Raw genomic sequence first — 18,859 nt, 5'->3', positions numbered from 1 at the left:
CGCGGGCTGATCGGTACATGGTCGCTTTCATTCATCACGGCACTCAAGGGGCAGGACACTAGATGGCCTACGACAAGTTTCTCTCGCAGGACGAGGTAGACGAATTACTGAAAGGCGTGTCAGGCGAGACCGATACGCCCGAGGTTGCCGCGCCGGTCTCCGAGGATGGCGTGCGCCCGTACAACCTGGCCACGCAAGAGCGCATCGTGCGCGGCCGGCTGCACACGCTCGAAATCATCAACGAGCGCTTTGCCCGCCAGCTTCGGACCCAGCTGTTCAACTTCATCCGCCGCGGCGCCGACATCTCGGTTGGCTCGGTGCGGATCGAGAAGTACGGCGACTTCGTGCGCAACCTGCCGGTGCCGACCAACCTGAACCTGGTGCACATGAAGCCGCTGCGCGGCACGTCGCTGTTCGTGTTCGACCCCAACCTGGTGTTCCTGGTGGTCGACAACCTGTTCGGTGGCGACGGGCGCTTCCACACCCGTGTGGAAGGCCGCGACTTTACCCAGACCGAGCAGCGTATCATCCGGCGCCTGCTGGACCTTGCGCTCAACAGCTACGGCCAGGCCTGGAATGCCGTGCATCCCATCGAGCTGGAATATGTCCGCTCGGAAATGCACACGAAGTTTGCCAACATCGCCATGCTCAGCGAGGTGGTGGTGACCACCGCCTTCCATATCGAGCTTGGCGCGGTGGGTGGCCAGCTGCACGTCTGCTTCCCGTACTCGATGATCGAGCCGGTGCGCGACCTGCTGATGAACCCGCTGCAGGACGAGGTTGAAGTAGACAAGCGCTGGATCTCCCAGCTGTCGCAGCAGATTCGCTCGGCGGAGGTGGATCTGGTGGCCGAATTTGCCCACGTGGAAAGCACCGTAGCCGAAGTGCTGGCGCTGCGCGTCGGCGACGTACTCCCCATCGAGCTGCCCGAGCAGGTCTTCGGCAAGGTCGATGGCGTACCCGTGCTGCAGGCCGGCTTTGGCACCATGAACGGCCAGTATGCGTTGCGGGTAGAACGGATGATCAATCACCAAGAAATCGATTCCAACAAGGAAACCGACCATGACTGACGGCAAAGACGACAAGCCGGCCGACCCGATGGACGACTGGGCCAGCGCCCTGGCGGAGCAGACCAGCGCCGAGGATCTCGCCGCTGCCGCCGCGCCTGCCCAGGCTGTCGCCGCCACGCCAGCCACAGCCACACCAGCCGCCTCCAAGGTCTTCCAGCCGCTGGAGAAGGAAACGCCGAGCGGCTTCCACAACGATATCGAGATGATTCTCGATATCCCGGTCCAGCTCACGGTAGAGCTTGGTCGCACCAAGGTGCCGATCAAGACGCTGCTGCAGCTGGCCCAGGGCTCGGTGGTGGAGCTTGACGGCCTGGCCGGCGAGCCGATGGATGTGCTGGTCAACGGCTACCTGATCGCCCAGGGCGAGGTCGTCGTGGTGAACGATAAGTTTGGCATCCGCCTGACCGACATCATCACGCCGTCCGAACGCATCCGGAAGCTCAACCGATGAAAGCCGGCCTGCGCCGGACCGCCAACGCTGCGCTTGCCGCCGGCGTGGGCCTGGCGCATGCGGCGAGCGCGTACGCGCAAGCCAGTGCCGCGGCGGCCAGACCCGCCGGTACCGGCACGATCGCCAGCAACGCCGGGGCCGGCAGCCATGTCCCGGTCAGCAGCGCAACGGGGCTGGCGCAAGCTGGCCTCGGCCTGTTCGCCGTCATCGCCCTGATCCTGCTGCTGGCCTGGCTGGCGCGCCGCGCCGGCCTGGTCCGGCACGGCCAGGGCGGCCAGATGAAGGTGGTAGGCAGCACCATGCTCGGCGCCCGCCAACGCCTGGTGATGGTGGAAGTGGGCGACACCTGCCTGGTGCTGGGCGTGAGCGCCGGCGAGATTCGCACGCTCCACACGTTGCCCGCGCAAGCCGCGCACAAGCCGGACCACCCCTCCGGCAGCACGGCAACCCCGGGCTCGGCCGGCAGCTTTGGACAAAAGCTGCTGCGCGCCATGCAAGACAACCTGAAGTCATGAATTTCCTGCCTGACGCCTCCCGGCGCACTTTGCAACACCACCTGCAACGCCATCTCCGGTCCGTGCGCGAATGCGCCAGCCAACCCTCCCGGCTTGCGCTCGCGGCATTGCTGGTGAGCGCCTGCCTTGCGCTGGTGCTGTTGCCCGCCATGGCCCAGGCGCAGGCATTGCCCGGCCTGACCAGCAAAGCCGGCCCGGGCGGCAGCCAGACCTGGTCGCTGTCGGTGCAGACGCTGGTCCTGCTCACCTCGCTGTCGTTCCTGCCCGCGGCCATGCTGATGATGACGGGCTTCACCCGCATCATCATCGTGCTGGGGCTGCTGCGCAATGCGCTGGGCACGGCCAGCTCCCCGCCCAACCAGGTGCTGGTGGGGTTGTCGCTGTTCCTGACCTTCTTTGTCATGTCGCCGGTGTTCGACCGCATCTACACCGACGCCTACAAGCCGCTGTCCGAGAACAAGCTCAGCCTGGAAGACGCCGCCGCCAAGGCCGCCGCGCCGCTCAAGACCTTCATGCTCAAGCAGACCCGCGAGAAGGACCTGGCGCTGTTTGCCCAGATGGCCAAGGTGCCCGAGATGCAGGGCCCCGAAGACGTGCAGATGCACATCCTGGTGCCCGCCTTTGTCACCAGCGAGCTCAAGACCGCGTTCCAGATCGGCTTTACCGTCTTCATCCCCTTCCTGATCATCGACCTGGTGGTAGCCAGCGTGCTGATGGCGATGGGCATGATGATGGTGCCGCCGGCCACCATCGCGCTGCCGTTCAAGCTGATGCTGTTCGTGCTGGTGGACGGTTGGCAATTGCTGCTGGGCTCGCTGGCGCAGAGCTTCCTGAACTGATCACGGGGCGCTAGCCCCACCCAAGGCCTTCGCCATGACGCCGGAAACCGTAATGAGCATCGCCACCCAGGCGATGAAAATGACCCTGATGCTGTCCGCGCCGCTGCTGCTGGTGGCGCTGGTGGCCGGGCTGGTGGTCAGCCTGTTCCAGGCCGCCACGCAGATCAATGAAATGACGCTGTCCTTCATCCCCAAGCTGCTGGCCCTGTTCGCCACCATGGTGCTGGCCGGCCCGTGGATGATCAACACCTTTGTCGACTACATGCGCGAAGTGTTCCAGGGCATTCCCGCCCTGGTGCACTGAGTCCGATGCATCCATCCGATGCGTCCGATGCATCCGCGTCTGACAAGCCTGGCGTCGCACCTGGCTGCGCTGGGCAACATCTAACGCCGCAATAGCCGCATTAGCCGCAACAGCCGTATCCGCCGCAACAGCCGCCGTGCTCACCGTCACCTCCGCCCAGCTCTACGCCTGGATCGCCGCCTTCCTCTGGCCCTTGTTCCGCCTGCTGGCCCTGATCGGCACCGCCCCGCTGTTTGGCGAGTCGACCATCCCGAGACGCGCCAAGGTTGGCCTGGCGGCCATGATGGCGGTGATCATCTCGCCCACCATCGACCACCTGCCGCTGGTGCCGGTGTACTCGCTGGAAGGCTTCCTGATCATCCTCAACGAGGTCGGCATCGGGCTGGCAATGGGCTTCAGCATGCGGCTGGTGTTCTCCGCCGTGCAATTCGCCGGCGAAACCATCGGCCTGCAGATGGGCCTGTCGTTCGCCTCCTTCTACGACCGCTCCTCCGGGGGCCAGACCATGGTGCTGGCGCGCTTTCTCAACGTGGTCGCCATGCTGATGTTCCTGGCCGTGGACGGCCACCTGATGCTGCTGGCCACCATCGCCGATAGCTTCTCCAGCCTGCCCATCGCCGCCCAGCCCCTCACCGGCGCCGGCTGGGCAGCGGTGGCCGCCTCCGGCGCCACCGTGTTCTCCTCGGGGCTGCTGCTGGCCCTGCCGCTGATCGCCGCGCTGCTCACGCTCAACCTCGCCATGGGCATCCTGAACCGCGCATCTCCCCAACTGTCGATCTTCGCGGTCGGCTTCCCGGTCACGCTGGGCGGCGGCATCCTGATGATGATGCTGATCATGCCGCAGATGAGCACCTTCATGGCGCGGCTGATCGAGGGCGGGTTGAGTACGGTAGCGACGGTGTTGGGGCAGTTTGGGCGGTGAGGGTCAGGTCTCGGCAGACCCGCCCCCTCACGCCACCACCACCCGCGTACACCCGTCCACCGCTTCAAACCCGATATCCACCGGCAGGAACTTGGCAATCACCTCGGCATTGCTGCGCACGTGATTGGTCACTTCGTCCACGGTGAAGCTGCCGCTGCCCGCCAGGGCCATTGGCAGCAGGAGCTGGTCGGCCAGGTGCGGGCCGACCGCACCCTTGCCGGCCAGGTAGGTGCTGGCCTGGCGGCAGGCGGCGGCGGCCACGCTTTGCGCGGAGCGGCCCTTCTCGCCGAACTCGCAGAAGACCTCGGTCACGTGCTCGTGCGGCAGCGTCAGCAGCACGGCGTTGCCGGGGCCTTCCTCGTGGAGCAGGCCACCCACGTGCAACTGGCTGGCGTCCCATCCCATCTGCTCGCCAACGAGGTCGAGCTCGCGGCGAGCTACGTGGAACGGGACGCCCGCGATCAGCACACGCGCATCGGGCTTGCCGGATGCGCCGCGCGCGTCCAGCGCCAGCGGGCGCCAGGCCGCGCCCGAGCGTCCGCTCACTGTCAGTTCACCGCCGCCGGCGGGATAGAAGCCGTGGCGGCGCAGCGCGAGCTCGGCAGGCGCGCCCATGCGGGCCATCAGCGGCAGCCAGGCGTCGCGCAGGAAAGTGGCTGAGGGCGCCATGGGGTTGTGGGTGCCACCGGACAGGGTGAGCGTGAAGCCGTCGTCGCCTGTGGCGGACCACAGCGCCGGCAGCAGGGTCTGCAGCACCAGCGCGCAACTGCCGGCGGAGCCGATGGCAAAGTCGTAGTTGCCGGCGCGCACGGGCCCCGGCTCGAATGTCAGCGCCGTCGAGCCGATCGCCGCGCCTTCGGTGCGCGCGCCGCTGATGGCCTGCGCCGCCACCACGGCGGTCAGGTGCTGGCGCATCAGCCCGGGCTTGCTGCGCCGGGCGCGCACGTTGGCGATATGCACCGGGGTGCCGGTCACCATGGCAAGCGACAGCGCGGTGCGCAGGATCTGGCCCCCGCCCTCGCCGTAGGAACCGTCGATTTCAATCATCACGGAAAACTCTTCTGTTCTTGTTGTTATGCCAGCGCCGCCAGGGAAAGGTTCGTCCCCGGCGGTGGCAGTTGCTATCTTCAGCCCTTCACGCACACCACCTGCTTGAGCGTGTGGACGATCTCGACCAGGTCGGACTGCGCCGCCATCACCGCGTCGATGTCCTTGTAGGCCATCGGGATCTCGTCGATGACTTCGGCATCCTTGCGGCACTCGACGCCTTGCGTGGCCAGTCGCTGGTCTTCCACCGAAAACTGGCGCTTGGCTTCGGCGCGGCTCATGGTGCGGCCCGCGCCGTGGCTGCAGGAGCAGAACGATTCCGCATTGCCCTTGCCACGCACGATGTAGGAGCGCGCTCCCATCGAGCCCGGGATGATGCCAAGCTCGCCGGCCTGGGCGCTGACCGCACCCTTGCGGGTGACCAGCACGTCTTCGCCGAAGTGGCGCTCCTTCTGCACGTAGTTGTGGTGGCAGTTCACCGCCTCCATCTCCGTGGCAAAGGGCTTGCCGATCACGGCGCGCGCGGCGTCCAGCACGTTGGCCATCATCGTCTCGCGGTTGCGGCGCGCGTACTGCTGCGCCCACTCCACCGCGAACACGTAGTCTTCATAGTGACTGCTGCCTTCCACCAGGTAGGCCAGGTCGCGGTCGGGCAGGTTGATGAAGTGCCGGCGCATATCCGCTTGCGCCAGCTCGATAAAGGTGTTGCCGATGGCATTGCCCACCCCGCGCGAGCCCGAGTGCAGCATGAACCAGACTGACAGGCTCTCATCCAGGCAGACCTCGATAAAGTGGTTGCCTCCACTTTCCCGCAATGCAAGAAAGTTATCAACACAGTATCTTTTTGCTCTAAGGTCGTGGAAAACAAGAGGTTCTCAGAATGCGAAAGCTACGGATAGGCCAGTTAGGAGACCTGACAATTGTCAACAGCAATATGCTGAGGATGACGATGGAGGACTGGAAGTCCCCGGAAGACTGCTTCGAGCGATTAGGTGGCGAGGCTTTGAGGCAACTGGTTGCCGCAACTGGTCGCGGCAAGGGAGGCATCGCTGCCAAGCGTCGGGCCCTAGTTCTGTTCGATTGCCTCCTCCGGATCATCGATGAGCCGGTACTGACGTCCGCCATTAGCTTCGTTACCGAACGATTTCGAACCCTGCAAGCCTTGTTCTACGGCGCCCTAGGCTCATTTCGATTCGTTGAGGCAACGGAGGCTACACGCATTGGCTACGCATACGCCTTCTATTGCCTAATGAAGGAGCTAAATGAAGGGCTGCCAGTCGCATTCGCCCCTTATCGCCAAGGGGCTGCCAAAGAGATCCCTATCGAACTCATCGAACAGTTTGAGGATGAAGATTTCGACGAGAACGAGGTCAAGAAGCTGAGACCATTCCTCCTTCACGCCAAGAATGGCATTGAATACAACGTGCTGTTAAGCGACCTCGTCCCTGTACTTGGCACCAGTTATGCCGATGCCTTCCACGAGGGGCTTCGACAAATTGCTAAAAACAAGGCCAAGGATTCAAACTTGCGTGACTTCGGTACGACTTTTTCGAGGTTCGTCGCGCATCTAGCATCAGAAGGCAAACCGATCTCGGAGGAACTCCTCAAAGAGCCATCATATGTGGACGTCTTTCTCATCGATTTCATGGAGTACCACTTCCTGAAATTTACCCGCAGGAAGACGCCTCCAAACGAAGGGACTCTCCCTTCCCTTCAAAAGCAATGGTCACGGTATCAACTCCACTGGCAAGCGTTAGCCGACCGAGGCATCGTCGTTTCACCTCGGCACGCCTTCCCGGAAGGCAAGCCCGGCCTGCTTTCCAATACAGAAGTTGGACATCGTCGCGTCGCCACTAACAACGACGGCACAACGTCGATGGTCACTGCCAAACTCATCATCCCCGTTCCGTTGCACCTAACAGACGAGGAGGCCACACTCTTCCTCTTTGAGAAACTGCGGGAAGAGTTCCGCACCATTCAGTCGTGGCTTCATCAGCACCTGCTCGATTTCTTTGCCGACGCGGCTACCGGAGAGCGACTTGCCGCAAGCATTGACCATCTACCTCCAGATAAAGAGCTGACCCGAATCATTTCGAAAGACTCGAAGTCCGAGCGTGCAATAGCTCTCGCGGTGAAGTGCTTTCAGGTGCGAAATGGGGGATATATAGATACTTCTTGTTTCACTAATGCGGTATACCCCAATAGTGCGGCACGAGATGGCGCTCCCAAGGCTCTTCTCTCTCGCTACCTCGGAATTCCCAGGCGTCAGGAAGCAATGGCGCTCATGGGGTACTTGGCGTCGGTTGATGGACGACTCTCGGAATCGGCTTTATCGGCTTGCGTGATCTTCGACAGCAATGGGCTTCGAATCAATGCTGTCGAAGTTGACACTGGTTTGGGCTTGTCGGTATTGAAAGAGCGACACGCCGGGGACGGATGGCACCACGTGGTGCTGCGCGACGACGCCGCCGAAATGGTTAGGCACTGGGTCAAACATACGGAGCCGCTCCGCAACCACATGAAGAAGCACGGCATATTCGGTTGGCAGAATCTCATTGTCTACACCGGCTTCCCGCTCGGCACACCGAATCATTTCGACCGAAGCAGCAACGTAAATTCCTTCTTCAGGCATTTTGCAATGGCCAACACCGACCGAATTGGTGAACTAGCCAGGCAAGTCAGCATTGCAAAGATTCGGTCTACACGCGGCGTACTGCGATTCCTGGAGACAATGGACATCCAGAAGATGGCCCTCGAACTGGGCAATGAAGCCGATACATCGCTGAGGCACTATCTTCCCGAATCGCTCTGGGAGTATTTCGCAACGCGATGGCTGCGCATCTTTCAGAACCTTCTTATCGTTGAGGCGACGAGGGACACGAAGTACATGCAGCGAGCATTGCACTTCAGGTCCGCTGATGAGATGGATCAGTTTCTGCGCACCCACGCGATTCGACCACTTCTCCCCAAATCGACTCAAAGTCCAAGTTCCAGACGATCCGGCCCAGAAAACCCCGCTAGTGAGATTATGATCGCGGCCAGTCCCGGCATCTTCGCCACGCTTCTCTCAATTGCTGAGGCCGGGCGAATAGCGCTAGAGTGCGGTCGCACGCTATCTGGTCACGGACGCTACTGGAAGGAGTTCACTGAGAGAATTCAGGCCCATATCGAAAGTGACGCGTTCCACGACACATCCATCAAAAGGATGCTAAGGCAAGCTGCCGCGAATATTGCCCCTGATAATTTCATGGAGGCAGTTTGTGCCTAGAGAACTCCCACAGGAGCTTTCTTTCATCACGCAGTATCGCAGAGCCTACGGTCGCTTTGAGGACGCTAACTGGCGTGACAATGACTTCGAGGAAGACGTCTGGTATTGCACGTTCGGCACATCAAGGATGGTCATCGACTTCCGCGTTGTGCTAGATAACGGAGGCCTGCTGACCTCTCCGCCAAACCGAGCGGTCCTAGGCCACATTAAGCGCTTTCTTTGCTTGCAAAGCCACGCGGTGCTCACGGGCGGTAGGACCGCAACTCCGAAAACTGTGAGACGGCGCATTGCACTGACGCTGCAAGTCCTAGACTACTTCTTGCTGCGAGCTGAAAGGTTTGAACTTTCTCGACGTGGCCTGGAGTTCGTTTCAGCTGATGACGTTACGATGCTAGTAGAGACGTTGACCTCTAAGCAACGCATCAAAGAGTCCATCTACGAGCCTGATGTCCAGATTTATCGGTTCCTCGCGACGGTTACTGCATCGCCCGAGCAAATTAGAAAGACCGTCAAGGACCACCCGGAGCTCTTTGCTATTTCCTTGAAACCAGAAGGCACCACGTTGCCCAAACGGCAGCTCTTTATAGCCCGTACATGGTTACTTCGGAACGGATTCTATCATGGGCAACGCCGAATGTCAGACTTCAGCTATCGAGTGATCAGATCACGGCTTCTCGACAGAGTTATCGGGCATAAAGTCCTCTCAAGCATGAAGTTCGACAGACTGACACTTGAGGATATCGACGCTTCCCCAGTTCAGCGTTTCCATCGCGAGTTGAAAGCCGTGCCCGTCGCAAATGCTGATGAAGACCAGCGCGCCAGTGCTGAGTTCGTGGCTGAGTATGTGGCCGTGGTGAAGAGCATGCGAGTCGCTCGCCAGAACGGCATTCAACTTCTCTCATATGAAGCCCTTGCGGCCCTCGACGAGTCAGAGTTGCTGCATCAACAGCGCACAAAGACAAAGGCCCGCTTTACCACATTGCCCTTCGAGGTAGCCAACACACTTCTCGGTAACGCTATCAAGTTCTACCTCGAGTACGGCAATGAGTTGGTGAAATACTACATCGCTCAAGCGGAGACTCATGACGACGTTCGGACGTTGCCGCTCGATGTTCCACCGAAGCTGCAAGCGCTAGGCATCACAGCTTGGAGAACCTCCGTAAGCACTCCGCGTGAGTTCTTCACTGAACTCAGACGAGGGGAGAACCTTCTCAACATGTTGGAGGTTCTCTACGGGTCAATTCTCGTCATCGTCAACACCTTGATGGCACGCCGATCATCCGAGCTTGAGGGGTTGACTAAGGAAAGCATTGTTCGGTCACCGGCTGGCTATTTCCTTGCATTTGACCTGGGAAAAGCAAACATCCTGGAGCACCGGCGTCGCGTACTGCGTCCCTTGCCAGATATCGCAGCTGAAGCGCTGGAGCTGCTGGGGATGTTGACATCGAAGGTCGGAGAATTGGGGTATCAAAATTCTCCATACCTATTCGCAGCGCCATACAGTGCCTGGCACCAAAACGCACCGTTTTATGGAACGGTTGAGCCCGACTTCGACCGATTTCTGAACAGATTCTGCGACTACTTTCAAGTCGCGACCGACGATAAGGGACGGCGCCACTATGTTCGCGTACATCAACTGCGGCGCAACTTCGGGATGCTCTTCATTTGGCACGGTAGCTTCGGCGGCATTGAAGTCCTTCGGTATTTCTTTGGTCACACAAAGCCGTCCCATACGTGGCGCTATTTGACTGAGTTACTTAAGGGTAAGGCGCTACGAGGTATGAAGGCGACGGTGGCGAAGGACGGCATTCGTGCTGACCATACCGCTACGCAAGCGCTTGCGGACCTCATATGCGTGCGATACGGAGTCACTTTGAACGACCTGCACATTCTTCCCGAAAGAGACGTCGTAGCCTATGTGGAGGAGCTGCTGGAAAGTGGCGAAGCTGAAGTGGAGCCAGAATTCATTGAGGGCCCCGATGGCGAAGAGTACAGAATCATCTACAGAGTCTTTGAGAATCGTCGTCAACCGGCTGAGGAGGCGCAATGAATCAGATGCAGTTAAGAGACGCTTCAACGAAGAGGAAGTCAGTACAAAACGAGTTCGAACTCATGCGAAAGCTCGCGCATGCTCCTCACTCTATCAAGGTGGACCTGCGCAAGGCTGTTGAGCCCGCGCTGGCCACTCAGGCGGCCTTGGCGCGCTTTGAGTATCCCAATGAAGGGATCGTCAGCATGTCGCTCAATACGCACAAGGCTGTTGCCGACGGTGTCCTTGACAACGGATACGCATCCCTCGACGCGTATCGAAGAGCAGCGCGTCAGAAGCTGAAAGAGCTTCCAGAGAACGAGGATACTGCGAAGCGCGGCACTCTGCGCTGGTACAAGGACAAGCTGGAGGAGCAGATCGATGACGTGCGTCGAATCGCTAACTCGATTTCGCAGATGACCCAGTGCCTGGACGATGTCCTACGTCTCGCACATCAGATGGCCGAGAAAGCGGGCGAACAAGACTATTTTCGGAAGCGCGCCGCCGAAGTGGTCGCGAAGTTTCCACGGCTATGAACACTCCAAAACTGTACGTGCTGACTACGGAAGACTGCCATCTTCCTTTTCACGCTTCGAGCGGGATAGCTTCAGCGTATCCCGCGGGAAACTTGCCGCAACTGCTCTGGCCAGACGGGTCTGTTTGCTGGTTTGCAAATCTCTATTTGCTTCATGGATATCGAAGGGGACGTTCTCGGCGGAACAAGGGTGGAACGCTTGCCACATGGGCCAAGCATTTGAGTCATCTGATTCGATGGTGCTTCAAAAACAAGGTGGACTTCCACGACATGTCGGAGAGTCACTTCGTGCTGTTCGTCAAATCACTGAAGTCTGAGAAGAGCGTGAAGCGGCCTGGCTCCAACATGCGCTCGCCCGCGCAGGTGAATGCCATATGCTCGACAGTGTTGAACTTCTTAGCATATATTGATTCACGAATGCCTGGGCTCAATCTGCTCGGTCGGACAGGGCGTATTCATGCCGAGAAGATATCGTTTGAAGTTAACCTGAAGCACAGTGGGACTAGCATCACACGCACATGCTGGGTTCACGATGAAGTTCCGAGGGATCGCCATTCGCGCAGGCGATTCCCGGTGTCTACCTCAGCTGTGGAAAGATTGTATCTTTCCAACGATGAGCTACAGACAGAGCCGTTCGTGAAGCGCCGACGGTACATTATGCTGCGGCTTCTCGAAATGACAGGGGGCAGGCGCATCGAAGTCTCCATGATTACAGAGCAGGACATCAAAGATGCGCTACTAACAGGAGAACTCAAGCTTTTCACGGCAAAGAAGCGGAGGGAGGAAAGCCGTGTCATTCCGGTGAGTCAGGCCGACCTCAAGGACATTCTTTCCTATTGCAAGCACTACCGAAAAAGAATCATCCGGGCGACAGTCGGGTTGTCCGCTGACGAAGGTTTCTTGCTTATTTCCTCAAGCTCCGGCAGACAACTCGCTGTTGATACGTTGGACTCCGAAATGCGCGCGCTCCGCATCGCTGCAGACATAGACGACGAGGAAGTCTGCCTCCATGCGTTCAGGCATCGCTTCGCTACCAAAGTTCTTATCGAGCTGATTCTGAGTCAGGAATATAAAGATGAAGACAGCCTGAGGAAAGCAATTCTCTCTACCGAAACGCTCAAAATGAAATTGATGGAATGGCTTGGCGTGTCGAGTATGGCCATGGTGGACCACTACATCCACCTGGCGTTTGAGGAGATGGCTGACTACCAAGGGACTCTCGACAAGCTCAAGGTGTCCAAGGTTGCGAACGCAATGGAAGCAAAGCTAAAGGACCTCGACCGACGCTTTTCTAGCATCCCCACCGCCGAGGTGCGACGAGAGTTCCTGGAAGTGATGGACGTGTTCTCGGCGGCGACACTGGAACTGAAAGCGGCGTTGAAACGTGCGAAACCGAAACCAGCTTCCTAACGTGCTCATTTTGGCGTGCTGAGTCGCACACCAATCATGATGTCGCCACTTTGGGTATCGGGCGCATCACGACTCGGCTTGAAGCGCCAGGCAACACCTTTTACCCGAAAAATGCGCTAGAGCGGCCTATGCGACGAGAATTGCCCGCTTACGGCTCGATTCTGTATGGCCGCCCGCATTCGCCCCATCGCCATGCAGATTCTTGGCAGAGGATGTCAGTGATGGGATATCGCTCGCGTACGAACTACTTAGCGGACAAGGTGATGGCTTCGTTCGAGAAGGCCATCAACGCCCCAAAAGCACCTCTTTGGATGATCTACGAAATCTTTTCGAAGTTTGGCATACGCGTTACAACGCGCAACTTGGGCGCGACGACTGATCACGTGCGACTGCGGAATTCCACCGCGTACATCGGGGCAAGGATAATCGGCAGATTTCTGCCGGTTATGTTGGAAACTGCGGGGTAAGCGGCAAATATCTACCGCTTGCGGCTAATGCGAAATCAACAACGAGCGCCACCGTTACGGTGCTCCGCGCTAGTCATCTTGACCGCAACGATTACCACCTCCGGACTCGGGCCTGCCCTCAGCTTTGTTCAGCCCGATGAAGCAGTTCCTTCCCTTGGACTGGTTTACGGCACCGCGGCTACATGCGGAGCCTCGTCACAGCGCTCTAGTTCGGAAGGAGCAAATCCGCGGCGGCCACCCCTAAAGCCGTGGCGACTTTCTCAAGAGTGTCGAGCCGCTCCTGCGGGCCGCGCTCTCCACGTCTTCGCATTCAACAACTGATGTTCGCGCGGGATGAATGGATGCCCATCCTCTCGGAGATTTGTAATGCTCAAAGTTACCGTTGAAATTCTTCCGGCAGGGCGAGGCGATCGCGGCCGAGTAATAGCGACCGCTAGGCTTGGTCGGCTCAATCGGGGTGCAGCTCCCGACTATGTCGTGGAACTACGAGACGATATGTACACGCATCCCGAGCGAGTGGCGCTAAACAAATACCCCAGATTCGCGGCGTCGGTTTGCCATCTGAGGATCCCCAGTTCGACGAAATGACGCAAGATGGTTGCGCCCTGACCGCAAGGATACCGGATGCGGAGGCGTCGCTGATTCCGCGCTATGCCCTACGCCAGCGCCCAGCTTTCGTGCGCGTCATGACCACTCAACTCGGCTATACCGAGGATGCAAAAACATCCTCGACTTCAAGCCGCTCACGAAGGCTCCCCTGCTCCTGTCAATATTTCGGCCTCGGCTGGTCCGATTTTGAAATGGCCCGGCGGGAAGACACGGTTATTACCTATGCTGAGGAAGCTGCTGCCAGCAGGCAAGCGGCTCGTGGAACCATTCCTCGGTGGCGCAAGCGTATTTCTTGGCACTGATTTTCCGAGCTACTTGCTGCTCGACGCCCACGTGGACCTCATCGGCATGTACAAGCAGATGGTCCAGCGTCCCGAGCGAATCATCGAACTGGCACGCCCGCTGTTCTCCGATTATGCAGCCAACGAAGACGTCTACCTGGCTGTCCGGGATGCGTTCAACCGAGCGGCGCCTGCTGATGTCCGGGCTGCATACTTCCTGTATCTCAACAAATTTGGGTTCAACGGGCTGTCGCGGTACTCGGCAAAGGGCAACTTCAATGTACCGTGGGGCCGATCCGCACAGGCTCCAACGCTGCCCGAAGACAGCATTCGCGCATTCAGCGAACGCGCGCGGAGCAAGGCAGTCATCGTGCAGGGTGATTTCACTGATGCGTTCAAGCTCGCTGTGCCGGGCGATGTCATTTACTGCGACCCTCCCTACGTCGACTTGGCTGATGCGCCATCGTTCACGAAGTACACAGCGGAAGGATTTCCGCAAGAACGCCAGCAAGAACTGGCAGATTTGGCCCGCGCCACCGCGGCAAGGGGCATCCCGGTCGTCATCTCGAACCATCTGACTGGAGAAACGTGTGAGCTGTATCGCGGTGCCGAATGCCACGAGGTGGAGGTGCGAAGAAGCGTCGCAGCGCAAGCGGGCAACAGAAGAACAGTCGCCGAGGGCATATTCGTCTTCGAGCGTTCAGCTGGGAAAGTATCTCGGTGACTTAGCCATGACCAGCGCGGCAACGCTGCAGATCGCCTCGCGACAGCTGCGGCGCGCAGTATCCAACAGTTTTCGGATAGGCCGGGGCGAGATTTCTACACAAATCGGACAAACCGCCTCACTTCATGCCAAGTCGTCCTGCCGTGGTGAACTAGCGTGTGGTCTTGGCCCAGTCCGTGATTGTTAAGCAAGCACCGCCGTCCATATCAAGCACCCGGCACGACAACCGGATTGATTGCATGAGCGACTGACTCCGCTCTGCTACGAAGGAGCCGCGCGCTGCAAAAGCAAAAAGGGAAGCTTCGCGCTTCCCTTTTTGCTTTTTGCCTAACCCCAAACTCACAGGGCTGCGTCCTTCAGCTTCTTCAGCGGGCGAACCTTCACCTTCACGGATGCCGGCTTAGCGGCGAACCACTGGTCTTGGCGTCAGTCGACCATTTCAGGACTGCGCGACCGCGCCGTGGCAAGATAGGACCGGTTGCACCTATCAACGCTGGACTGAACGCCGGCGGGCCTGGGCCACGACGGTTGGTTGAGTTCCGGTTGCCTCCCTTGGCCAGAAGGCACCTCTCGGCGGCGCACCCAGTCCCGAACTCCCGGCTCTTCCATTCCGCTGACGGTTCGCTATACTACCACTGTATATCCATACAGTATTCCGTTTGAGGCCATGCTCCCAGAACCAGAGAATTGCCCGTTGTGCGGCGCGACCGCGGAGCGGATTAGGTCGTCCCAGCTACGCGGATTCAGGTACACCTGCCCGTCGTGTGGCTCGTTTGGCGTCGAATCCGCGGCGCCGGCCGGCTTGGGTACCTCCGCTTCGATGCGGCAAGACCTGGCTCGGTTACGTGCGCATGGACATCTGCCGCTGATCCAGCGCGACAAGCCTGGAGTGCGGGTATCCCCCCTGGGGATCGGAACTTTGATCTCCGGCAATCGTCAAGGCGGCTCACTGCGCGAGCGGTCCATATAAAGAAAAGCCCTCTAGTCGTCGTTAGTAAGAGCACACCGAAAGCCTCTTCCGGCCTCTCTCACGCGAGCCGCATCCAGTCAGACCGCTTTCCCGCCCTAAAGGCGGCACCTCCTCTCCGTAGGAACTATGACACACAAAGAAGCCATTCGAAGCAAGTACTTCTCTCAAAGCGGCGAGGGATTCGTGGATATCGACGACTGCACCGAACAAAAAGTGGTTGAGCTATACGCTGAAGGCAGCCTCCTATGCGAAAAGTATCTACCGGAAGGATCGGAACTCTATTTCATTGACAGCAGGCGAGTCCAATCCGGCGCGGAACCTGAGTATTCCGTCGTGTTGGTCTACAGAGGCATGCTGAACACAATCTTCAAGATTGCCTCGATGGCCGCAACCACAGCGAAAGTACCGACACCCTCGTCGCATGAGCGGAACGTGCCTTGGCGTGACGATGAAGCCAAATGGCTATGGAGCGACGGCTTCAACTGGGATGACCAAAGCTACTGGTGGTTGCAGGATGCTCAATACCGCATGTGCTTTGATTTCCATGTAGACAATCTCTTTCGCTTTGTCGTCCTACATGAGATCGGACATCTGCACAATGTTCACGGGATTCGAAAGTTAGCATCGAAGGAAAAGGAGGGTCTGTTACCCCCGAATTCGGCCGCTCGCAATCCCTCGACAGACGACAGCGAAAATGACACTCAGGGCACGGCAAATACGAAGGTCGCTCCGCCCTCGAACGAGGCAGTTTCAGCACACGCTCGTGAAATAGTTGCGGACACATATGCGTTCCAATTCCTAGTGCAAGAACTATCCTCACGATTGGACGACACACATATTCCAGGAGACCAACCATTCCTGGCACTTTCGGAGCACGTGCGTGTTGCAGGGGCCACGATGGCCCTTGCCACAATCAACCTGTATTTCTGGGCAATGGCCATCGCAATCCCGTCGAAGCCAATGTCAGAGGAAGACTCCTACCCCTCCCACGCATTCCGGCTTCAGAGCATTGAATCCACTTGGCTGGAGCATGGGTACCGCATGGTTCCGCAATCGAGAGTTGCACCTGTTCTTAGTTCTTCCATTCAACATAGCAACGACGCCATCACGACATTCTCCAGCACACAAGGGTATTTCCCCTGGCGACTCCAGGTGTCAGACTCGGTGTATGCTGAACACTACAGAAAGGTCTGCGAAGAGGTTCCCGAATGGTCAAACGAAGAATACGGGAAAATAGGCTAAGGTTGAGCTTGGGGCATGAATCACAGATGGCAAAGCACGGCATCACATACGACGATCTCGTGGCTGTGGGCTGTTTTGGGGGCAACGAATCGAGTCATACCGGCAAGCTACAGACCCATGCGCTACAGAGACGCCACTGGCCATGCCTAGGACGGCAATGGCGACTTGCCCGACTGGCTTCAGCGCGCGGTAAACGCCGGACAGTCCATCGAGCATTTTGAGATCACTATGGACAGGTAGTCGTTCCCGATGACGGTGGCTAGCAGCCGCCGTAGTTCTTTCGCCCGCTCGCGGTGATGGTGTAGGTCCCACCTCGAGGCCCTGTGTAGCAGGTCTGTCCGGCCGGCGCGCTACGGGTTGAGACAAAAGAGTTTGCCGACCTGGCACCTGCAGCGCTCAGGCTGGGCGCCGTGGCCATGCTGGTACGACTACCACCTCGATGGCAGTGGTACTCGCTGGTTTGTCCGTTCGTGTGGCATCCGGCGGCATCCAGCCCGCCACCATGGGCGTGCGCTGTACCGGTGAGCAGCAAACCAGCGAAAGTCACAGCAAAAAGGCACTTGCTTGCCGTCAAAAGCCAGCAGCCATGCAGAGCTGATCGCTTGGTCATGGGACCCCTCCCGTCTAGTTCATTTTTTGTGAGCGGCGGAGACTCCATCGCCTGCATCAGATTTTCCAGTCATCGCCGGACCTTTGACTATCCCGCGATGGAGGGACACAAACAGCGCCATGGCTGACCCACGGCAGCCAGGCCGCACTCCTCCCTGGCTGCCCTCTCCTCGCATCAGCCCCGCCCAGCTAGCCGCCCAAGCTCCTCCAGCACCAAACCTTTGAACTGCTCGAACACGACCCAGTTGTTGTACTCAGCGCTCCAAAATCCCCGCCCGCGGCAAATCGGCTCAATCAACTCCCGAACCGGCTCACAGATAGGGTGATAGATCGCAATGTTGTTTCTCGGCAATTCCCGAGCCCGCACGGTCACGCCCAGCACTGAAAACGTCCATACTCCGTCTCGTTGAAACATCTGACCCTCCTTGTTGAAAGAGAGGTCAGGCTATTGGCCGGGGCGCTTTAGAAACAGTCATCAACGGTGGAAAGAACTGTGGCGCACAGTACTTTTTCTATAAAAATCAATAAGATGGACGATACGCCGCACATGGAGGGCACGCCGACGCCCGTCGAACAAGAGGCCGCACTTGAAGCCTTCCTGGAGTTCTTCTGCCGGCCAGACGAACGTGAAATGTGGGCATCGAAGGTGGCGCGGGCCTTGGCAGAAGACGCGCTCGAACGCCTACGAAACGGCAAACCACCGGCCGAATTCAACTCAGCGAACGTTGCGGAAATGGTGGGCCACAGCGTGGCGCCGGAAGAAGCGACCAGATGGCTTGCGGGTATTTGGACCAAGCTCAGGCGTCGATTGGACGAGCGCGAGGCAGGCATGCAAGACACCGCTCGACAAGCCCGTCTCCCCTTCTACGCCTGGCCAAGGAAGACGGCTAGTAGTGGGGGCGCCAGCCACAGCTCTACTTATGGCATCGCGTTCCCATTGCTACCACAGACGGAGGGGCTAACTGAGGATCTGCCTTCCAACGGCATTGCCTATGTCCGAGACGTCACGTTGAGACCGGCGTTCTGGGTTAGGCCGCTGGTCGAAGCGGGCTTCGCCCTAAGGGGCTGGCGTCGGAATCTGTTTCTTGCCTACGGGTTGGGCGGAATGGCTATCGTCGGCTGCGTGCTCCTTGTGCTCTGGCTCATCGTCACAACCCAGGCAACACGGCTGCCCAGAGGGCAGCTTTTCACCCTTCTACTGCTCGCTGGCATGGTGTTGTGGCTTGGGTACACCCTCTTCCGTCCGTTCTGGACGCTTATTGACCGGCGGATCATCATGGCTCCAGACGCGCTGGTCTCTCTCCGAGAGCGAGGAGTCCAACTCGAGGCTGCCAAGGAAACCCAGGAAGATGGACAGTCAGTTCGGATTATCCGACTGGTGCGATATTCCGGACGCTGTCCAATCTGTAGTCAAGACGTTCACCTGCAGGATGGGCGAAAGGAGTTTCCAGGCCGACTCGTCGGAAGATGCGACGAGCATCCGGCTGAGCATGTCTTTTCGTTCGATCGGCACACGAAGGTCGGAAAGCCGTTGCGATAGGGCCGCGCCAATCGAACCAGACGAGAA

General features: G+C 58.9%; 15 protein-coding genes and 2 pseudogenes. 13 read left to right on the top strand and 4 right to left on the bottom strand.

Translation table 11 applies throughout. The features are described from left to right. Nucleotides 1–62 precede the first annotated feature (62 nt). From fliM to fliR, 6 genes are all read left to right on the top strand, one after another. On the top strand, nt 63–1,070 hold the full coding sequence (gene fliM, locus ACX12D_RS33485; protein WP_150990478.1) for a flagellar motor switch protein FliM: 1,008 nt from the start codon (nt 63–65) through the stop codon (nt 1,068–1,070). After that, on the top strand, nt 1,063–1,521 hold the full coding sequence (gene fliN / locus ACX12D_RS33480; RefSeq protein WP_043353414.1) for a flagellar motor switch protein FliN: 459 nt from the start codon (nt 1,063–1,065) through the stop codon (nt 1,519–1,521). The genes fliM and fliN overlap by 8 nt, the downstream gene beginning before the upstream one ends. Beyond that, nucleotides 1,518–2,036, top strand: coding sequence for a flagellar biosynthetic protein FliO (gene fliO, locus ACX12D_RS33475; protein WP_459375231.1), 519 nt, complete (start codon nt 1,518–1,520; stop codon nt 2,034–2,036). Before fliN ends, fliO begins: the two co-directional genes overlap by 4 nt. Nucleotides 2,037–2,185: 149 nt before the next feature. Next, a complete protein-coding gene (gene fliP, locus ACX12D_RS33470; RefSeq protein ID WP_174425299.1) occupies nt 2,186–2,875 on the top strand; it encodes a flagellar type III secretion system pore protein FliP in 690 nt (229 codons plus the stop codon). Between the two features lie 34 nt (nt 2,876–2,909). Next, nucleotides 2,910–3,179: a flagellar biosynthesis protein FliQ gene (gene fliQ, locus ACX12D_RS33465; RefSeq protein ID WP_043353410.1), complete on the top strand. Its 270-nt coding sequence runs from the start codon at nt 2,910–2,912 to the stop codon at nt 3,177–3,179. Nucleotides 3,180–3,315: 136 nt separating this feature from the next. Beyond that, nucleotides 3,316–4,101, top strand: a complete 786-nt coding sequence (gene fliR, locus ACX12D_RS33460) for a flagellar biosynthetic protein FliR (protein ID WP_459375230.1) — start codon at nt 3,316–3,318, stop codon at nt 4,099–4,101. Nucleotides 4,102–4,128: 27 nt separating this feature from the next. On the opposite strand, the gene rtcA is transcribed toward fliR, so the two are convergent. Together rtcA and ACX12D_RS33450 are read right to left on the bottom strand one after the other, a co-directional pair. Beyond that, nucleotides 4,129–5,148: an RNA 3'-terminal phosphate cyclase gene (gene rtcA / locus ACX12D_RS33455; protein ID WP_459375229.1), complete on the bottom strand. Its 1,020-nt coding sequence runs from the start codon at nt 5,146–5,148 to the stop codon at nt 4,129–4,131. A gap of 80 nt (nt 5,149–5,228) precedes the next feature. Continuing rightward, a pseudogene (locus ACX12D_RS33450) lies at nt 5,229–5,948 on the bottom strand (RtcB family protein); the annotation flags it as partial. Nucleotides 5,949–6,097: 149 nt separating this feature from the next. Between ACX12D_RS33450 and ACX12D_RS33445 the strand changes: the two are divergent. From ACX12D_RS33445 to ACX12D_RS33425, 5 genes are all read left to right on the top strand, one after another. Then, the gene (locus ACX12D_RS33445; RefSeq protein ID WP_459375228.1) at nt 6,098–8,416 is read left to right on the top strand and encodes a hypothetical protein; all 2,319 of its coding nucleotides are present in this window, start codon (nt 6,098–6,100) and stop codon (nt 8,414–8,416) included. Next, nucleotides 8,409–10,466 (top strand): hypothetical protein, encoded by a 2,058-nt coding sequence (locus ACX12D_RS33440; RefSeq protein ID WP_459375227.1) that lies wholly within the window; start codon nt 8,409–8,411, stop codon nt 10,464–10,466. The genes ACX12D_RS33445 and ACX12D_RS33440 overlap by 8 nt, the downstream gene beginning before the upstream one ends. Then, nucleotides 10,463–10,981 carry a hypothetical protein gene (locus tag ACX12D_RS33435; RefSeq protein ID WP_459375226.1) on the top strand — a complete coding sequence of 173 codons (519 nt, stop codon included), beginning with the start codon at nt 10,463–10,465 and terminating at the stop codon, nt 10,979–10,981. The genes ACX12D_RS33440 and ACX12D_RS33435 overlap by 4 nt, the downstream gene beginning before the upstream one ends. A 287-nt stretch (nt 10,982–11,268) precedes the next feature. Next, entirely contained in the window at nt 11,269–12,390 is a 1,122-nt protein-coding gene (locus tag ACX12D_RS33430) for a tyrosine-type recombinase/integrase (RefSeq protein WP_459375225.1), read from the top strand. A 1,298-nt stretch (nt 12,391–13,688) separates the two neighbouring features. Beyond that, nucleotides 13,689–14,471 carry a Dam family site-specific DNA-(adenine-N6)-methyltransferase gene (locus tag ACX12D_RS33425; RefSeq protein ID WP_459375224.1) on the top strand — a complete coding sequence of 261 codons (783 nt, stop codon included), beginning with the start codon at nt 13,689–13,691 and terminating at the stop codon, nt 14,469–14,471. A 339-nt stretch (nt 14,472–14,810) separates the two neighbouring features. Here ACX12D_RS33425 and ACX12D_RS33420 read toward each other — a convergent pair. Further along, nucleotides 14,811–14,894, bottom strand: a pseudogene (locus ACX12D_RS33420) (HU family DNA-binding protein); the annotation flags it as partial. 673 nt (nt 14,895–15,567) lie between these two features. Between ACX12D_RS33420 and ACX12D_RS33415 the strand changes: the two are divergent. Continuing rightward, nucleotides 15,568–16,683, top strand: a complete 1,116-nt coding sequence (locus ACX12D_RS33415; RefSeq protein WP_459375223.1) for a hypothetical protein — start codon at nt 15,568–15,570, stop codon at nt 16,681–16,683. A gap of 784 nt (nt 16,684–17,467) precedes the next feature. On the opposite strand, the gene ACX12D_RS33410 is transcribed toward ACX12D_RS33415, so the two are convergent. After that, nucleotides 17,468–17,707, bottom strand: coding sequence for a hypothetical protein (locus tag ACX12D_RS33410; RefSeq protein WP_459375222.1), 240 nt, complete (start codon nt 17,705–17,707; stop codon nt 17,468–17,470). A 78-nt stretch (nt 17,708–17,785) separates the two neighbouring features. Here ACX12D_RS33410 and ACX12D_RS33405 point away from each other — a divergent pair, with 78 nt between their 5' ends. Continuing rightward, the gene (locus ACX12D_RS33405; protein ID WP_459375221.1) at nt 17,786–18,832 is read left to right on the top strand and encodes a hypothetical protein; all 1,047 of its coding nucleotides are present in this window, start codon (nt 17,786–17,788) and stop codon (nt 18,830–18,832) included. Nucleotides 18,833–18,859: the final 27 nt, after the last annotated feature.

This window comes from Cupriavidus sp. PET2-C1 (genome assembly GCF_054515855.1).
Note: the sequence above shows the minus strand (reverse complement) of the source record. Positions and strands in the feature narration are given on the sequence as shown.